This window comes from Streptomyces sp. NPDC059499 (assembly GCF_042749285.1).
GTDB lineage: Bacteria > Actinomycetota > Actinomycetes > Streptomycetales > Streptomycetaceae > Streptomyces.
Genome location: NZ_JBHYTT010000022.1, coordinates 102,894 through 119,010 on the forward strand (window position 1 = coordinate 102,894; position 16,117 = coordinate 119,010).

Sequence of the window (16,117 nt, forward strand, 5' to 3'; positions counted from 1 at the left end):
CTGCGCCATGAGCAGGGAGACCGGAGAGAGACTGCGTCTGCTTCGGTCCGCCCGGCGCTCACCCCATACCCGACTCACACCGAACGCGCGACTTCAGCACACCTCGTTCTCTGGTGCCGTCGCGGTTGGAACTCCAACGGCGACAGACCCTGCGGATGGGGCCTCCCCCAACCCCGATTCCACCTCGAGGCCAGCACGCGGCATCGCTGAGTGACCGCGCGCTCGCTTCCTGTCCCGCCGCACCTCCAAACACGCGATCCGCGCCGGGCGAGCGAAGAGACTCCACTGACCCGATTGCTGACCGGGTTGGAAGACGGCAGGTCATCTCGTTCCAACTGCGCTCCGCGAGATATCCGACACCTGCTCTGCCGAGAGCTCCCGGTAGCGGGCCGCCACCAGTTCAGGACCGGTGAGGACGTCCGGATTAGACAGAGCCACTCCCCGCACCTTCGCCGATCCCCGCCGACTCCAGGGCGCACACTGCGACTGCGTCCCGACAGGTGGCCCGGCGACTTCGCTGCCCGTTCGCAGGACGGTCCGGCAATCGGGCCGGAGAACCGAAGGCGTACGCCGACGCCTACACGAACTCTCCGGTGGTCAGGGCCTTGTCCGGCAAGGAGACCGTCCACGGCATCCGTCGACGCCGCCGCGCTCCGCCGGACGAGCGAGCATCGGCGTGCTCGGGCTGCCGCCCCAGCCGGCGCCCACCGCGCTGCGCGCCGCACTCGACCGCGACGGCGTGCGGGACGCGGATCTCGGACTTCGTCTGGTGGGTGACCGTACTCATTACTCACCGGTGCCCGGCGGACACCGACACCTACACCGTGCGGGACTCGGCCATCGGCTGACATCGGCCCGTAGTGGCCATCGGCCCCCTCGACGCCCCAAGCCTTCCGGGCTCAGGGTGCTCGACTACAGTGGCGCCCCCATGAACACGCGGCAAACCCCCTTCAACACCGGCCATCCCGCCGCCCCTTTGCTGCGTCTGCACCTTTTCAACCGTTTCCGTGTATCGCGCGACGATTGCACCGAACCCACCGGGCGATGGCCGAGGCTGACAGCTCAGGCACTGGTCAAGCTCCTCGCGCTCACGCCGGACCATCGACTGCACCGTGAGCAGATCATGGATCTGTGCTGGCCGGACACCGATCCGCACGCGGCAGCCGGAAACCTCCGCGTCGCGCTGCACGCCGCGAGACGCGCGCTGGAACCCGAGCTCGCCCCGCGCGCCGCGTCGTCGTACCTCGTCTCCGAAGGGGCGATGCTCTCTCTCGACCCCGCCACCGTGTGGGTCGACATAGACGATGCCGAGGAGGCTGCTCGGGCCGCACTGGCGTCCCGAGATCCCGACGCGTTGACGGACGCGCTGGGCCGGTTCACCGGCGAGCTGCTGCCGGAGGACCGTTACCTCTCGTGGACCGAGCCGCGGCGGGCCCGGCTCGCGTCCCTGAAGGACGAGATGCGCATGGTGCTGGCCTCGGCCCACCTGGAGGCGGGCGCCCTGCAGGAGGCGACGGCCTTGGCCGAGCACGTCCTGAGGGCGAGCCCGGCGGAGGAGGCGGCGCACCGGATCCTCATCGACGCCTACATACGCCAGGGGCTGCGGCGGCGCGCGGTCGGGCAGTACCACCTGTGCCGTGAGGCGCTCGCGGCCGAGCTGGGCGTCCAGCCGGGTCCGGAGACGGAGCGACTGCACCGGGCCGCCCTGGCCACCACGCTCAGGCCCGGCCCGGCCCCGGTGGCCCTGCCCGCACCGCTGCAGAGCCTGGACGTGGCGCCGTTGCGCGGCCGGGACGAGCTGCTGCACCGGCTGCTCACCGTCGACGGTCCGCCGGTTCGGATCCTGACCGGTGAGGCCGGCGTGGGCAAGACCCGACTGGTGGCCGAAGCCTCGCGGCTCGCTGCCGCGGCCGGATCCGCCGTGCTGTGGGGCGCCGGTCACGATGCGGAGGGGCACACACCCTACGGAGCCTTCGCCGAGGCGCTCGACGGTTGGCTGGCCGAGCAGGACGTGGCCGAACGGGCCCGGGTGGGCTCGGAGTACCCGGAGCTGGCAGCCTTCCTGCCGTCATTGGGGCAGGTGGGGACCTTCGGTGACCGCAGCCCCGAGGACGAGCGGGACCGGCTGTTCCGCGCCACGGCAGGGCTTCTCGGTGAACTGGCTGCCGTGCAACCGGTGTTGCTGGTGCTGGACGATCTGCACGCCGCGGACTCGGGTTCCTGTCAACTCCTCAGCCACCTCGCGCGGCACGCTTCCCGCCCCGGGTTCGCGTTGCGTGTCCTCGTGACCTACCGCGCCGAGGAGCTCGCCGAGTCCGGCCCACGGCGGGCGGATCTCGCGGCTCTTCTGCGTCAACCGCAGGTCGTGCAGGAGATCGTCCACCGCCTGGACCGGGCAGCGTGCCTTGCGGTCGTGCGCGATGTGACACCTGAGGTGGGCGGCGCGCCACGCTTCGGAGCCGCGCCGGACAGTGCCGGACAGCTCGGCCGTGTGTGGGACCTCTCGCTGGGCAATCCCCTGTTCGCCATCGAACTGGCCCGGAACATGGGCGTCGACGGCCCCGGAGGTCTGGCGCCCGACGGAGTCCGGCAGTTGGTGGCGGAGAAGCTCGCACGTCTCGACGGGAACACGCGGCGCGTGGTGGAGGCGCTGTCCGTCGGCGGCGCCGAGACCGCGCTGTCCGAGCTGCTCGACGTGGCCGCCGACGGCCTGCACCCGCCTCTGTCAGGGGCGGCAGCCATCACTGCGCTGGACGAGGCCATCGGCGCCGCTCTCATCGAGGAGCGGACCGTCGTCGTAGCGGGAAAGCACGAGACGGGCATCGCCTTCCGGCACCCGTTGGTCCGCCTCACCTGCTACGAGCGGCTCTCCGCCGTCCGCCGCAGGCACCTGCACGGCGCCTTCGCGCAGGCGGTGCGCCGTCGCCGCCCCGATGCCGTCGACACGCTCGCCTCGCACTTCGCCCGCGCCGACGACCCCCGCGCGGCCGAGTACCTGCGCCTGGCGGCCGAACGGGCTGCAGCCCTCTACGCCAACGACACGGCCGACCGCTACTACCGGGACCTGATAGCCCGGCTCGATGTGGATGCCGGTCGCGCGCGCCTCGCGCACGCTCAGGTGCTGCGGAACATGGGCCACTTCGAGCAGGCCGTCGGCGCGCTGCGCCCGGCCCTGACGGATTTCGAACGGCTGCACGACCACGACAATCGCGTCCTCGCGGCAGCACTGCTGGCGGAGATGCTGGTCAGGACCGGGTCCCCCGCTTCCGGCCTCGCCATCCTCCGGCGCCATCCCGTGACGGAGGAAACCTCACCCGAGCCGACGGCGGGACACTTCCTGACTCTGTCCGTCATTCTCAGCACACAAGGTCATTACGACAACGGGTGCGCCGCCGCCGAGCGCGCCCTCGCGGCGGCCGACGGGGTGCCGGGGCATGCCGGCCACGGCCTGAAGGCCCGCGCCTTCGTCCTGCAGGCGAGCAACCTGGGACTCTCGGGCCACTTCGACCTGGCCCGTGCCGCGGGCGACCGCGCGTTGGCACCGGCCGAGGCCTTCGGCGATCCGACGCTGCTGGGCTCCGTCCTGTCGATGCTGCGGGAGAACGCGCGCCGCGCCGGCCGGCTGCGCGAGGCCATCGACATCGGGGAGCGCGCCCTCGGCCTCGCCGAACGATCCGGAGGTCCGGCAGCAGCCGCCTTCGAGCGGGCGAACCTCGCGGAACTGTGGCTGCTCCTGGAGAAGCCCGAGCAGGCGCGCGCTCTCGCCGAGGAGGCGGTCGCGGGCGCCGAACCGGCCGAGGCCTGGTGCCTTCCGTACGCACTGACGGCGCTGGCCCGCGCCCGGTGGGCCACCGACGAGACGTCAGCCGCCGAGATCCTCCTGGACCGCGCCGCGTCGGTCGTCACCACGCTCGGGGACCAGCGGGCGAGTCATGAAGTACGCGCCGCACGTGCGGAACTCGCCCTGCGCCTGGGACACCCGGAGACCGTGTTGCGGGTCCTTGACGGTTTCGCCGACGAGGCACCGGTCCTGGCGGCCTGGGGCGAACTCCTCTCCGGCCGGACGGAATCCGCGCGCCGCCGTGTTCTGGCCGAGGTGGCACGGGCGGAACGTACCGGGGAACACCTTGCCGAGGTGGAAGCCCGCGTCGCGCTCGGGGCTTCCCTGGTGATGCTCTCCCGGGACGGCGAGGGTGCGCAGGAGCTGGCACGGGCCGAATCACTGGCCGCGCTTCTCCCCTATCCCGCCGGAACCAGCCTGGCGGCATGGGCACGTACCCGTCTCCGCGCCGAGAAGCGCCGCTGAGAACCGGGCGTCCACAGGTTCCTTCGAGGGCGGTCGGCGCGTCACCGTATCCCTGCACCAGCAGGCCACGCGCACTGTAATGCCCGAGTAACGGCGTCTGTCTAGGGTCCGAACTCCCCCGTTCCGTTCCTGGAGGAGCTCCCCCGATGCACCTGCCCCAACCGCCGTGGCGTGGCCGCGCCGCCTGGGCTGCGGCCGCCTTCACCGCAGCCGCCCTGCTGACCGCGCCGCTGCCCGCGGCCGCGGCCGACGCCGCCACGGCGCCGTCGCCCAAGGTCGACTCCGCGCTGCTGAACGCCGTTGACAGCGGAGGCGAGGCATCCTTCTTCGTCGTCCTCAAGGACCAGGCGGACCTGTCCGCCGCCAGGAAGAAGAAGTCCCACGCCGCGAAAGCGAAGTCCGCCTACAGCGGGCTGCGCGCCCACGCGAAGAGCAGCCAGAAGTCGCTGACCACCTTCCTCGACAAGAAGAAGGTCGGCCACGAGGACTACTGGATCGCCAACACCATCAAGGTCACCGGCGACCAGCAGCTCGTGAACGAGCTCGCGAAGCGCTCGGACGTCGCCTCGATCGTCAAGGAGCGGCACTACGAGCTCGACGACATCGAGACCTCCGACGCCAAGGTCACCAAGGTGCTCCCGGCCTCCGGGAAGACGGACTCCGCCGTCGTCGGCGACGACGCCGCGGAGTGGGGCATCGCCGACATCAACGCGGACGACGTCTGGAACCAGTACGAGACGCGCGGCGAGGGCATCGTCATCGCCAACGTCGACTCGGGTGTGCAGTACGACCACCCAGACCTCGTCGCCCAGTACCGCGGCAACAACAGCGACGGCTCGTTCTCGCACGACTACAACTGGTACGACCCGACCGGCGCCTGCCCCGACAGCGCCGTCCCGTGCGACAACAACGGCCACGGCACCCACACCATGGGCACGATGGTCGGCAAGAAGGGCATCGGCGTCGCGCCGAACGCGAAGTGGATCGCCGCCAAGGGCTGCGAGGCCGAGCAGTGCACGGACGCGTACCTGCTCGAGGCCGGTCAGTGGATTCTGGCACCGACGGACCACAACGGGCAGAACCCGCGCCCGGACCTCGCCCCGAACATCGTCAACAACTCGTGGGGCGGTGACGACAACACCTTCTACAAGGAGATCGTCGAGGCCTGGAACTCCGCAGGCATCTTCGAGGCCTTCGCGGCCGGCAACGACGGCAACGGCGTCACCTGCTCCACCACGCACCCGCCGGGGGCGCAGGTCTCCTCCTACGGTGTGGGCGCGTACGACGCGAGCGGCAAGATCGCCAACTTCTCCGGCTTCGGCCCCTCGCTGGTCGACGGCTCGATGAAGCCGAACATTTCGGCGCCCGGCGTCAACATCGGTTCGACGTGGCCCGGTTCCTCGTACAACACCATCAACGGGACGTCGATGGCGACCCCGCACGTCGCCGGTGCGGTCGCGCTCCTGTGGGCGGCGGCCCCGTCACTGATCGGCAACATCGACGAGACCCGCAGGCTCCTCGACGAGGGCGCCCGTGACGTCGACGACACCCACTGCGGTGGTACGGCCGGCATGAACAACGTCTGGGGCGAGGGCAAGCTCGACGTCCTCGCCTCCATCGACAAGGCCCCGCACACCGCGGTGACGGTCACCGGCACGATCACCGACCAGGCCACCGGCAAGGCGCTGTCCGGCATCCTCGTCAAGGCTACGGACGCCGCTTCCGTCACCCGCTCGGTCACCACCGCCTCCGACGGCTCCTACCGTCTGGCGCTCGCCCCGGGCGCGTACTCCTTCTCGCTCAGCGGCTACGGCTACGCGAACAAGACGGTCTCCGGCATCGAGCTGGCCACCGGAACACCGCTGGCCCAGAACATATCGATGGAAGCCGTCACGACCCACCCGGTCACCGGCACCGTCCTCGACGTCACCGGCAAGCCGCTCGCCAAGGCGACCGTCGAGGTCACCGGCACCCCCGTCCCGTCCGTAACCTCGGGCGCCGACGGCACCTTCACCCTGCCCAGCGTCGCCGAGGGCGGCTACACGCTGACGGTGAAGCCGGCCTCCCCGGTCCTGTGCAACGGGATCTACTCCGCGAGCCTGGCCGTCGACAGCGTCGAGACCCGCACCGTCCAGCTCCCGGCCCGCACCGACAACTCCGGCAACAGCTGCACCCCGGCGACGTACTCCTGGCTCAAGGGCTCCACCGCCGTCTCCCTGACCGGTGACGAGGACGCCAAGACCGTCTCGCTGCCCTTCTGGGTGACCCTGTACGGCGTCGACTACTCCAGCGCCTCCATCACCACCAACGGCCTGGTCAACTTCATGGAGCCGCGCCTCGGCGACTACGCCAACACCGCGCTTCCCTCGGCCGCCCGGCCGAACGGCATCGCCGCCCCGTTCTGGGACGACCTGACCCTCGACAGGAAGTCGAGCGTGCAGACCGCTCTCAAGGGCCAGAACGGCAAGCGCCAGTTCGCCATCGTCTGGAACCAGGCCCTGCTCGTCTCCGACGGCACGACCCGCGTCACCTTCGAGGCCGTCTTCGACGAGGCCACCGGTGACATCACCTTCCAGTACAAGTCTGTGCCCGGCAGCGGCTCCGCCGCCACCGTCGGCATCGAGAACCAGTCGGGCACCGACGCCCTCCAGTACTCCTTCGACCAGGCCGTCCTGACCGACGGTTCGGCGATCCGCATCGCGCAGGGAGCCTGATCATGCGATCCCTTCACTCCAAGCGGGCGCTGACGCTCGCCTCCGCCCTGGTGGCCGCGGGCCTCGCCCTGTCCTCGGCACCGCACGCGCTGGCCGCAGGCACCGACGGCAATGCGGTCATGAAGCTGACCGACGCCCAGGCCGAGAAGCTCACCGACCACATGGGGGTCGACGTCTACGGCGACCTGACGGCCTCCGGCGACGCGGCCGACGACCAGGCATCCGCCGATGACACCTCCGGTGCCTCCAACGGCTCGAGCGGCAGCGGCTCGCACCTCGACGCCGCCGGCTCCGGCACGACCGCGGCCAACACCCCGGTCACCTTCACCGCCAAGTCCACGATGGAAGGTGTGCGCGGCCTCGGCGTCACGGTACCCGCCAAGGGCGACCAGTACTTCACCGTGCACAGCCTCGGCAACATCCAGCTGCACAACGCCGACGGCTCCACCGCATGGGCCCGCACCAACACTTCGCTGTACACGGACTGGCAGGTCAAGCCGCTGCAGGCCTGGCGGGTCGAGCCGTACCCGGCCCGCATCGTGATGGGCTACAACGCCGTCAGCCCGTTCTCGCCCTACTCCGATCAGGGGTACGACACCGGTGACCTGACCGGTGACGGTGTCCCGGACATCGTCTTCTCGGCGGCCGTCGGCTTCTCGCCCGCCCCGCGGGCCTTCACGTCGCCCGGCTCGTCGCTGTCGACCGGTACGTTCGTCACGGTCCTGGACGGCAGGACCGGCAACACGCTGTGGTCGAAGCTGTACTCGTACGTCACCAATGTGAAGATCGTGGACGGCACCCTGCTGCTCGCGAACTCGCCGCGGGTGAACAGAAACGCTCCGGCGACCGAGACCGCCACCCTCACGGGTATCCGGTTCGCGTACGCCGACGGCGCCCTGGCCCCGTCCTCGACGTGGACGTACGACACCAAGGAGACACGCAACGTCAGCTGGGGCTCCCTGGAGGGCGTCGGCGACGGCAAGGTCGCCGCCTCGTGGAACCTGCGCAAGAACGTGGACGTCGACGCGCAGGGAACCACGCTCGTCCTCGACACCACCGACGGCTCCGTGTCCTGGCAGGCGGACGGCGACCTGTACGGCCGCCAGCTCCACCTGGACGCCACCCGCGGGCGCGTGGTCGCCCTGGAGCAGTCGGACGTCAACGACGCCGTCACGTACGAGATCGCTTCGTACGACCTCAGGAGCGGCGACCGCACGACTCTGGACACCCGCGTCAACGCCATGGCCACCGCCATGACGATCGGCGACGCGGCCTCGGGCGGCGGCGCGGAGTACGCGGTCAGCGAGTCGACCTTCGACAGCTCCCTGTTCGTCAATTCCAGCACGGTCCGCGTGCTGGACGGCGAGGACGCGTCCACGGTCAAGTGGACCTACACCTTCAAGCGCGACGCCTCCAACAACCACGACGGTGCCAACTCCTGGCACATGGACGCCGTCGGCGGCAAGCTCGTCGTCTCGAGCCAGGACGACACGGGCATGGGCGGTGCCGAGAACATCGGCGGTCTGCGCTACGGCGCCCTGACCGTGTTCAACGCCAAGGGCAAGATCGCCTGGCGTCAGGACGGTCTCCACGCGTCCCCGATGTTCCAGCAGGTCTACCGGTCCGGCGGCAAGGACTTCGTCCGGGTCATCGACCAGAACCAGAACGTCCGGACGTACAAGCTGGGCAACGGCGTACAGAAGGCCATCACGCCGCTCCAGGGCGCCCTGAACTACGCGCAGGCCATCGACCTCAACGGCGACAAGAAGAAGGACGTCGTCGCCGGTGGCACCTCCAACGGCGTGTGGGCCTGGTCCGGGCCCTCGCTCGTCAAGGGCGAGCCGAAGCAGCTCTGGCGGGCCACCGTCGCCGGCGAGATCCACAACATCACGACCGGCGACGTCAACGGCGACGGCAAGCCGGAGGTCGTCGTCGCGGCGGACAGTGCGACCACATTGCTCGACGGCACCACGGGCAACGTCCTCACCACCATCGACGGCGCCGGCCAGTACGTCCGCTCGGTGACGGTCGCCGACGTCAACGGCGACGGCAAGGACGAGATCCTGGTCCCGACCGACGCCCTGCGCGTCTACAACGCCCGCGGCACGCAGCTGTGGTCGTACGCCGCGCCCGCGAGCGCCGGTGATGTGGTCTTCTCCGACACGGTGGTCGCCGAGGGCCAGGTGTACACGCAGTACTCCAGCCTCGGCGCGATCAACAGCGCATCCGCCGTCCAGAACGGTGTCGCCCTCGACGCCGCGAAGGGCACGGTGAACTGGACCGCCGACCCCAAGGCCCCTCAGCAGGCGTTCGAAGGCAAGCTGTTCGGCGCAGCCCTCGACCATGCGGTCTTCGCCTCGCCGAACATCCCGTACGCGGACGGACACGCGGTCGTCTACACCTGGATCACGCGCAGCGACCCCTCGGTCGCGGGTGAGCTGGACACCGCCACGCCCCGCGTCGTCATGGAGATCCGTGACGGACGTACCGGTGAAGTACTGCACCAGGCCCTGGGCGGCAGCCCTTGGTCGCACGACAACTACTTCATCGACGGTAAGAACGACCCGATGTACCAGCTCAGCTACGGTACGTTCCGGGGCTTCGGCGCGGACGGCGCGGACACCTCCAGCTCGGTGATCTCACCCCTGCGGGGCGTCCAGTTCATCAACGGGCCGGGGGGCCGCAGGCTTCTGGCCGGTGGCGTCGAGGGCGGCCTCGGAGCCTGGGACCCGTCGGTGCTGACCAGCGGCTGGTCCTTCCAGAGCGGTCTGGGCAACGCGTCGCTGATGGGCGGCCGCAACTACCTCGCCGCCGACCTCGACGGTGACGGCGTCGACGACATGATGTCGCTCAACTCCGACGACTTCGGCCGCAACAGGATGGCCGACCAGCTGGGCGGCGGCGTCCTGTCGCTGAACAACGCCATCCAGCAGACCACCACGTACACCCTGTCCTGACCTGTAACCGCTGGCCCCCGGGCCGGACACCGAGAACCCCCTGGGCCATGCTCAGGGGGTTCTCGGTGTGCCCTGTCCCAGTGACGGATGATTTGATTGAGCGTCGCAGCGAAGGTCGTCGGCCCGATCGTGCGGAGTGGAAGGACCCAGGCGAACAGTACGGTTGCGATCTGACGGCCCCCGAAGGTGCTCGCAACGGCCGGGTGCATGAACACATTCAGCGGGACGAATTACCACAGGCCCCAACGGGCGGTCGATCTCCCAGCCCTGTTTCAGGAGCGGGACGACGGCTCGTCCGGCACGTCGAGGAGCGCTACGACCGCACCCGCACCCTCCTGGATCACGCCTCAGCAGCCGCCACAGACACGCCCTTCACCCACGACGGCCACACCTACCGGCGCGTTCTGACCGAAGAAGACCTCACACTCGTCCGCGCCGGCCACCGCGTACCCGTCCGCGTCCGGGACGCCACCGGGCAACTGGTCCACGTCGAAGCGGAGGAAGAGACCGCCTTCCGGGACTGGGCCACAGTCGAAACCCTGCGTCACTCAGGTCCCCACATCGAGGAGATGTGCGAGGTCAGCCACCTCAGCATCCGTCACTACCAACGCAATAACGGCGAGATGGTCGCCCTCCTGGTCATCAGTCCGTCCAAGACCGATCGCGAGCGCGTCATTCCGATGTCCGCCGAACTGTTCCACGTCATTGCGTCCGTCATCCGACGGCACACCCGCGTTGGCAGCCCGGTCCCGATCCTTCGGCGCTTCGATCCGCACGACAAGGTTTGGAGCCCGCCGATGCCGTTCTTGTTCCAGCGCAAGATCGGGTCCACCCGCAGCGTGATCAGTCCGGTGAGCGTCATCAACATGCTCGCACGACGCTGCACGGACTTCGTTGAACTCCATCCCGAGTTCCGCTCGGTCAAGTTCACCCCGCACGACTTCCGCCGCATCTTCGCCACCGAGCTCGTCAACAGCGGGCTGCCCATCCATATCGGCGCCACGCTGCTCGGCCACCTCAACATCCAGACCACCCGCGGTTACGTCGCCGTGTTCAACGAAGACGTCATCGCCATTACCTCGCCCATCGCCGCTCACGACGCGCGACCCGATAGGCGCCTGTCGTGAAAGTCCTGGTCGCGTGGGGACTGGCATCCATGGGTGGCGTCGTTGTCAGTGGCGCTGTGCATGATCGGCGCATTAGCTCTTGGCGGAGATCGAGATAAGGAAGTGCCATGCCCATCACAAACCAGCAGGTAGCAGGACACGCGTTCCTGCAGCCGATGTACGACGACCCGCACTTCCCTGATCACGTGGTCGACCGGGGGAAGGCAATCCTGCTGCAGCTGTGCGGGCTTATTGAGGCCAAGCAGCCGTCAGATCTGGAGACCTTGTATGCCCTCACCCAGGCTGCGACGGAGGAGTTCAACCTGCTGGACAGGGAGTTCATGGCGGCAGGGAGCGGGATCGAGACAGTTGCGCGTGAGTGGATCTGTGACGAGTTTTGTTTCGTTGCGTCGGCATACGGGTTCACGGGCGCAGATGCGGAGGAGCTGACTGCTGGCCGGGACTGGTGAACGAGGACGGGAAGGCAACCTCCTCCGATCGGCGGGAGTTGCTTGGTTCAGAGAAGCCTGCATCCGGTGTCCCATGCTCCAGGTCAGCCCGAGGATGATCAGCCGACTCGACGATCTCCAAGCCGACCTCATCACCCGCCGAGCCCGCGCCCAAGCCGAAGGCTGGGCCGGTGAGATCGAAGGACTCGACCGCACGCTTCAGCTTCTGCGTATCAAGCGCGACGAAACTCATCGCCGGGCTCGACGCCCCACCGTCGACCTCGGTATCCCCACCCCACGAAGGTAAAAGGGCTGTCCCGTAATCGCTGGTGGATCAGCGTGCCGCGTCAGATGCGGTGCAGCGCAAGGCGGAGGGAGGTCCACATACTGGATGCATTCGGGAGTTCCGACAACAGAGGGCCCCGCGCCCTTGAGGCCACGGGGACGAGGTGCCGTAGGGTCTGCACCCGTAACGTGGCCCTAAGTCGCCATCCGCAATGAGAGGCTTGCGATGTTCAACGTTTTTGGGGCAGTTTTCGCGGTTTCGATCTTGGCCTTTTTGGTTTTCGGGCTCCCCTACCTCAGGCAGGCTCCTCTGCGAAAGAGGGGTGTGCGTACGTGGGCCTGGGAGGCGTCTAGGTCAGTTCCCCAAGACGGGAAGATAACTGTGCGGTACGGGTACGACGGCCGCGACGGGGGCCTCCACAGCATCGTTAGAGCTGGCCTCACCACGTTGCCTTCGGGTTCGCAGGAGATCGTGTACGACCCGGAGAATCCGAAACGTGCCGAATTCGTTTCCAACATGCCAGAAAACGCGAGTGGTAGGCGCACCCTCCTTGCCCTCCTCCTGGTGGCGGCAGCAATCTCGTTCTGCCTGGGGTACTTCGACGCAGTTGTATGACCTTCGGGTCGCTGACCAAGGGATTACGGGACAGCCCTTACGACCTCGTGCACGATAGGAGACGTCGCTACATCCGTGCAGGTCAACGACTCGGGCGTTGCGAGGGCGCAAGCCGCTGACCTGCGATGATTCCTATCATGCACGAGGTCGTTACGAGCTCGTGCACGGTTAGCAGTGAGACGTCGAAAGGGTCGGTGGGGTTCGGCGCTCACGTCTGCCAAGCCGGGATCTGGTCTGCGGTCTGCTGCTGGGACAACAGGCTGGCGACGGCTTGGACGGTGTCGTCCATGTGCTCGCGGCGGCCGAGGTGACGGGCCAGTGCCCGCCAGTTCGTCAGGTGGGCGATGCCGTGCTCGACCCGGATGCGGCGTGAGGAGTGGGCCTTGCGCTGGCGCTCGTGCATCGGCTCGTACCAGTCCGGGGCGTTCTTCTTAAATTTGCGGTGCGGGGGTGTCACGATGCGTCCGCCGGTCTGTGCTCCGAGTCCCTGATAGCCGGCGTCGGCGAGGACCTCGACCGCTGGACCGTCGGCCAGGAGCTTGGCCAGCCCTAACTCGCGGGCGTGGGTGATGTCCGCGCAGCTGCCGGGTCTGGTCGGGCTGCAGAACAGCAGCCGCCCGTCCCCGTCGGTGAAGACCGTGGCCTTCACGGCGTTCTGCTTGTTCTTGCCGGAGATGAACTTGTCCCGGTCCTTGTGGCCGACGGCCGGGCGGCGGACGCGGATCTCGGTGCCGTCGATGATGCCGGTCTTCCCGGTCTCGCCGAGATGGTCAACGACCTCGGCCAGGGTTCGCAGTCGCACGTCGGGGCTGATGGTGCATCCTCGCTCCGCGAGCAGGGGCCGCACCTCGCCGATGGCCCGGGTGACGGTCGAGCGGTCCACGCCGAACCAGCAGGCCAGCACGTCATGAGTGACCCCGTGGCGAAGGTGCACGAGCGTGGCCAGGAGCCGGTCGATGAAGACCATGCGGTGCTTCGCACCGGCGCCCACCGCACGCTTCCGCGGCCTGGATGCAAGCCTGGACTGGTGGCGCTCCTGCCACAACGGGCCGACCTCGGCAACGAGTTCAGCGATCACAGCGGCCGAAAGGCCCGTGATCCTCCGGTCGCTGATGATCGCTGTGCGCGTCGCGTTCCCCACCATGCAGCCATGATCGACGATCCAGAGCTCCACGTCCCACCGCTAACCGTGCACGAGCTCGTTAATCGGCCTTCTTGAGTACGGGTGTGGTCGGCATCCCGTGACGGTCAGGGTTGACTGCCTGTAGCCATCACGTTGTAGATCCGGGCGGCGCGCCTCACATAGGAATTTGATGTAGCGAGGCCGCCGTGATGGCCCGACGCAAGCGGCCCTGCCGCGGGGCGGCCTTGCGCATGTAGCAAGATGAGCGAGCCCCGCCGGCCAACGACTCGTCGTTGCGGCGGGCCCCGCACATCCCGGACTCGAGCAGCAGGTGACAACAAGGTGACGGCACATCAGATATCGGGCACACGCCCCCTTCCCGGTGCGACGGCAGGCAGCCGGTGAACCGCGACCTCACGCTTCACGACTGGATCGTCGCGGGCGTCTGGGTGGCTGTCGGGCTCGCGGCGGGCGTCCTGCTGCGCATCCTCCTGCGCTGGCTGAGCAAGCACGCGACCCGTACCCGGTGGAGCGGGGACGACGTCCTCGTCGACGCGCTGCGCGCGCTGGTGCCGATCGCGGCGCTCGCGGGCGGAGTGGCGGCCTCCGCGGCGGCGCTGCCGCTGACCGGCCGGGTCAACAACGCCGTCAACGAGATCCTGACGGTCCTGCTCATCCTCGCCGCAACCATCACCGCGGCACGCGTGATCACCGGCCTGGTGCAAGCGGTCACGATGTCCCGATCCGGTGTCGCCGGATCAGCCACGATCTTCGTCAACATCACCCGCGTCGTCGTCCTGGCCATGGGCTGCCTGGTCGTTCTGCAGACCCTCGGCATCTCCATAGCTCCGCTGCTCACCGCCCTCGGTGTCGGCGGCCTCGCGGTCGCCCTCGCCCTCCAGGACACGCTCGCCAATCTCTTCGCAGGCATCCACATCCTCGCCTCGAAGACGATCCAGCCCGGCGACTACATCCGTCTCACCAGCGGGGAGGAGGGGTACGTCGTCGACATCAACTGGCGCAACACCGTCGTACGCAACCTCTCCAACAACCTCGTCATCATCCCGAACGACCAGCTCTCCAGCACCAACATGACCAACTTCAGTCGCCCGGAACAGGAGATGACCCTCACCGTGCAGGTCGGCGTCGGCTATGACAGCGACCTGGAGCACGTGGAGCGCGTCACCGCCGAAATCGTGACCGCGGTCATGACAGAGGTCGAAGGCGCGGTGCCCAAGCACGAACCCGCCATCCGCTTCCACACGTTCGGGGACTCACGGATCAGCTTCACCGTGATTCTGGGCGTGGGCGAGTTCAGCGACCAATACCGGATCAAGCACGAGTTCATCAAGCGGCTGCACAAGCGCTACCGCGTGGAAGGCATCCGCATTCCCTCCCCGGCGCGTACCGTCGCCCTCCAGCAGAACGGCGTGGCGATTCCCCCGCAACGCGACGGATCCCATTCGATCCCGTAGAACATCGTGGCGGGGCGGTCCTACCAAGGCCGCCCTCTGCCCAGGGTCGTTACGTCATCGGGATCTGTCCGGGTTCATCACGTGAGGCCGAGGGTTCGCAGTGGCCGGAGGTAGTCGCGGCCGGTGTGGCGGAGGGCGGCGGCGATGTTGGTATGGACGTCCTGGCGGAACGCTGCCAACTTCAAGCTGATGCGAAGTGACGACGAGGACTGCCTGGACGAGGCGGCTGATGCGGGAGGCGTTTCCCATTGGCGCCGTTGACGTCCTGCTGGGCGGCGGAGAGTTTGCGGTACCTGCCCTTGAAGGGCACGCGAACGGTCAGGGCCCCGGAGTAGTTGATCTATGTCCTGGTTTGAGGAGCGCCGTCCGGCGACAGGGCGCCCTGAGCGCAGAGCGAGCACGGCGCCGGTTGATCATGGAGTTCAGTAGTAGGGCTTTGTTAGGTGGTGTCGTAGGGCTGCCATGGGGTGGGTTGTCGGCAGGTGGGGCAGGTGCCGGTCCAGGTGGCTAGGAGGTGTTGGAGGAGGTCCAGGGCCTGGTAGAGGGTCAGGCCCTGGCTGGGGCTTTTGGGCAGGTCCGCTGTTCGGTCAGGAAGAGGTGGGCGGCGGTGACGAGGGTGACGTGGCGGTGCCAGCCGGTGAATGAGCGGCCCTCGAAGTGGTCGAGCCCGAGCGTCGTCTTCAGCTCGCGGTAGTCGTGTTCGATGCGTCAGCGCAGTTTCGCAAGGCGGACGAGATCACGGGCGGGGATGTCGGCAGGCAAGTTGGAGATCCAGTACTTGACCGGCTCGTTCTCGCCTTCGGGCCACTGGGCGATCAGCCACCCCCGTGCGATGACACCGTCCGGGGCGGGTTTCGGTCGGCGGCCGGCAAGACTGACACGCAGGAACACGAAGCGGGCGGACATGGCGGCCTTCGAGCCTTTGCGCCAGGTGACCGCGACCGTTCTGTTGCGTCCTGCGGCCAGGACGTGGTCGCGCAGGCTGACTGGCCGGGTGCGGTAGCGGGGCAGCGGGTGCGGCCCGAGCCCGCCGTAGGGCGGCTCGTAGGGTTCGGCTGTCTCGGTGTGGGCGGTCATCTCGCCCTT

9 protein-coding genes and 1 pseudogene are annotated in these 16,117 nt (G+C 68.4%); 7 read left to right on the forward strand and 3 right to left on the reverse strand.

Going from position 1 to position 16,117, the window contains the following annotated elements; all coding sequences use genetic code 11:
* Positions 1-577 precede the first annotated feature (577 nt).
* A complete protein-coding gene (locus ACFW9O_RS34055) occupies positions 578-787 on the reverse strand; it encodes a hypothetical protein (RefSeq protein WP_384614776.1) in 210 nt (69 codons plus the stop codon).
* A gap of 141 nt (positions 788-928) precedes the next feature.
* Here ACFW9O_RS34055 and ACFW9O_RS34060 point away from each other — a divergent pair, with 141 nt between their 5' ends.
* From ACFW9O_RS34060 to ACFW9O_RS34085, 6 genes are all read left to right on the forward strand, one after another.
* Positions 929-4,306 carry an ATP-binding protein gene (locus tag ACFW9O_RS34060; protein ID WP_384614777.1) on the forward strand — a complete coding sequence of 1,126 codons (3,378 nt, stop codon included), beginning with the start codon at positions 929-931 and terminating at the stop codon, positions 4,304-4,306.
* 146 nt (positions 4,307-4,452) lie between these two features.
* Positions 4,453-7,020, forward strand: a complete 2,568-nt coding sequence (locus tag ACFW9O_RS34065; protein WP_384614779.1) for a S8 family serine peptidase — start codon at positions 4,453-4,455, stop codon at positions 7,018-7,020.
* A 2-nt stretch (positions 7,021-7,022) separates the two neighbouring features.
* A complete protein-coding gene (locus ACFW9O_RS34070; RefSeq protein WP_384614781.1) occupies positions 7,023-9,977 on the forward strand; it encodes an FG-GAP repeat domain-containing protein in 2,955 nt (984 codons plus the stop codon).
* 80 nt (positions 9,978-10,057) lie between these two features.
* Complete coding sequence (locus ACFW9O_RS34075; protein ID WP_384614783.1) at positions 10,058-11,104, forward strand: tyrosine-type recombinase/integrase; 1,047 nt, start codon at positions 10,058-10,060, stop codon at positions 11,102-11,104.
* A gap of 107 nt (positions 11,105-11,211) precedes the next feature.
* Complete coding sequence (locus tag ACFW9O_RS34080; protein ID WP_384614785.1) at positions 11,212-11,553, forward strand: DUF5713 family protein; 342 nt, start codon at positions 11,212-11,214, stop codon at positions 11,551-11,553.
* 490 nt (positions 11,554-12,043) lie between these two features.
* Positions 12,044-12,433: a hypothetical protein gene (locus ACFW9O_RS34085; protein ID WP_384614786.1), complete on the forward strand. Its 390-nt coding sequence runs from the start codon at positions 12,044-12,046 to the stop codon at positions 12,431-12,433.
* Between the two features lie 208 nt (positions 12,434-12,641).
* Here ACFW9O_RS34085 and ACFW9O_RS34090 read toward each other — a convergent pair whose 3' ends face one another.
* Positions 12,642-13,577 (reverse strand): transposase family protein, encoded by a 936-nt coding sequence (locus ACFW9O_RS34090; RefSeq protein WP_384614788.1) that lies wholly within the window; start codon positions 13,575-13,577, stop codon positions 12,642-12,644.
* A 380-nt stretch (positions 13,578-13,957) separates the two neighbouring features.
* On the opposite strand from ACFW9O_RS34090, the gene ACFW9O_RS34095 reads away from it, so the two are divergent.
* On the forward strand, positions 13,958-15,031 hold the full coding sequence (locus tag ACFW9O_RS34095; RefSeq protein WP_384614790.1) for a mechanosensitive ion channel family protein: 1,074 nt from the start codon (positions 13,958-13,960) through the stop codon (positions 15,029-15,031).
* A 708-nt stretch (positions 15,032-15,739) separates the two neighbouring features.
* Here ACFW9O_RS34095 and ACFW9O_RS34100 read toward each other — a convergent pair.
* Positions 15,740-16,117 (reverse strand): annotated as a pseudogene (locus tag ACFW9O_RS34100) (IS701 family transposase); the annotation flags it as partial.

Coding starts and splice junctions, on each gene's coding strand:
- ACFW9O_RS34055 (WP_384614776.1), bottom strand. CDS start 787: ATGAGTACGGTCACCCACCAGACGAAGTCCGAGATCCGCGTCCCGCAC.
- ACFW9O_RS34060 (WP_384614777.1), top strand. CDS start 929: ATGAACACGCGGCAAACCCCCTTCAACACCGGCCATCCCGCCGCCCCT.
- ACFW9O_RS34065 (WP_384614779.1), top strand. CDS start 4,453: ATGCACCTGCCCCAACCGCCGTGGCGTGGCCGCGCCGCCTGGGCTGCG.
- ACFW9O_RS34070 (WP_384614781.1), top strand. CDS start 7,023: ATGCGATCCCTTCACTCCAAGCGGGCGCTGACGCTCGCCTCCGCCCTG.
- ACFW9O_RS34080 (WP_384614785.1), top strand. CDS start 11,212: ATGCCCATCACAAACCAGCAGGTAGCAGGACACGCGTTCCTGCAGCCG.
- ACFW9O_RS34085 (WP_384614786.1), top strand. CDS start 12,044: ATGTTCAACGTTTTTGGGGCAGTTTTCGCGGTTTCGATCTTGGCCTTT.
- ACFW9O_RS34090 (WP_384614788.1), bottom strand. CDS start 13,577: ATGGTGGGGAACGCGACGCGCACAGCGATCATCAGCGACCGGAGGATC.